We start from the raw sequence: 1,708 nt of genomic DNA on the forward strand, positions 1-1,708 counted from the left end.
TCTTTGGCCATATTAAGATATTGAGAACCTTGCCCTGTAAAAAGAAATCCAATTATATTTTTTTTATTTAAATCTTTCTCCTGTTGAATAATTTGATAATTATCCAAACCTTTAGAATAGTCCTTAAGACATTCTATCAGTTCATCCTTTTTACTAAATGCAACTGCAATTTTCTCACTGAGAATAGTACGATGTCTATTTGAGGTAAAGCAAAAATCATTTAAGGAAAGATGCTCATTTTCTTTTATAAAATTTAAATACTTAATTGAAAGTTCCTGTAATGCCCTTTTATTATTTGCTGATAAACAAATTATTTCATGCTGATTTTCAGAATTGCTTTGCTCAACTTTATCAGTTTCTGCTTCTTCTAATACTACGTGTGCATTTGTTCCACCAAATCCAAACGAACTTACTCCAGCAATTCGTTTACTTTTATCTGTCTTCCATTCTACATTCGAAGTTGGGATTTTAAATTGAAAAGTATCTTTTGAGATATTTGGATTTAGATTTTCAAAATGTAAATTAGAGGGGATAACTTTATTTTTAAGAACTAATATAGTTTTTATTAGCCCTGCTATTCCCGCAGCTGCTTCTAAGTGTCCAATATTACTTTTTACAGCGCCAAGATAGCATGGTGAATACTTATCCCGATTTTGCATTACTTTATTTAAGGCTTGCACTTCAATAGGATCACCTAAGATTGTTCCAGTGCCATGTGTCTCAATAAACCCAATATCATTTGCAGTTATATTTGCATTTGCAAAAGCTTGTTCAATCACCCTTATTTGAGAGAGTGTATTTGGGGCAGTTAGTCCGTTAGTTTTACCATCTTGATTAACTGCTGATCCTTTAATAACAGCAAGGATATTATCTTGATCAATTAATGCATCACTTAATTTCTTAAGCAGAACAATCCCGGCACCTTCTCCTCTCACGTATCCCTCTGCTCCTGCATCAAAAACTCTACAGCGTCCATGTGGAGCAAGCATATGTGCCTGTGAAAAAGTAATTGAGGCGTGTGGTGTTAAAATTAAACCAACTCCTCCTGCAAAAGCTAAATTTGATTCCCCCGTTCTTAAACTTTGACATGCAAGGTGCAAAGAAACTAGAGATGAAGAACAAGCTGTATCGAGTGCTACACTCGGGCCATTTAGGTTTAGAAAGTAAGACAACCTATTGGCTAAGATGCTTTTTGAATTTCCGCTGCCCATATAAGCATCGACATTTCGTAGGTCACGATTATTATTATTTAAATTTACAATTGAGTAATCATTTGAGCTAACTCCAATGAACACTCCCGTTTTAGTATCTTCAAGCTCTTCGGCTTTGATATTAGCATTCTCAAGAGCCTCCCAAGAAACTTCTAATAGTATTCGTTGTTGAGGGTCCATGTGAATGGCTTCTCGGGGGGAGATTCCAAAAAATTCTGCGTCAAACTTATCAAAGTCATCAATAAATCCACCGAAACGGCTAATCATTTTACCAGGCGTACTTCTTCTCTCATCATAATATTGATCAACGTCCCATCTATCTTTTGGGACCTCTGAAATACCATCCAATTTATTGTACAACAAATTCCAGAATTCATCAATATTTTTGGCATTTGGGAATCTGCCCGCCATACCAATAACAGCAATTGGTTCATTCTTATCTTTTTCAAGCCTTTTTATTTTTTGCTGCATTTCCTCTACAGCAATTAAGGCTCTTT

1 protein-coding gene is annotated in these 1,708 nt (G+C 35.1%); it reads right to left on the bottom strand.

Annotation, left to right across the window (positions count from 1 at the left end; genetic code table 11):
- Positions 1-1,682: type I polyketide synthase (locus H6622_18415; GenBank protein MCB9063502.1), on the bottom strand; the 1,682-nt coding region annotated here is incomplete at its 3' end.
- Positions 1,683-1,708: the final 26 nt, after the last annotated feature.

Source organism: Halobacteriovoraceae bacterium (assembly GCA_020635115.1).
Taxonomy (GTDB): domain Bacteria; phylum Bdellovibrionota; class Bacteriovoracia; order Bacteriovoracales; family Bacteriovoracaceae; genus JACKAK01.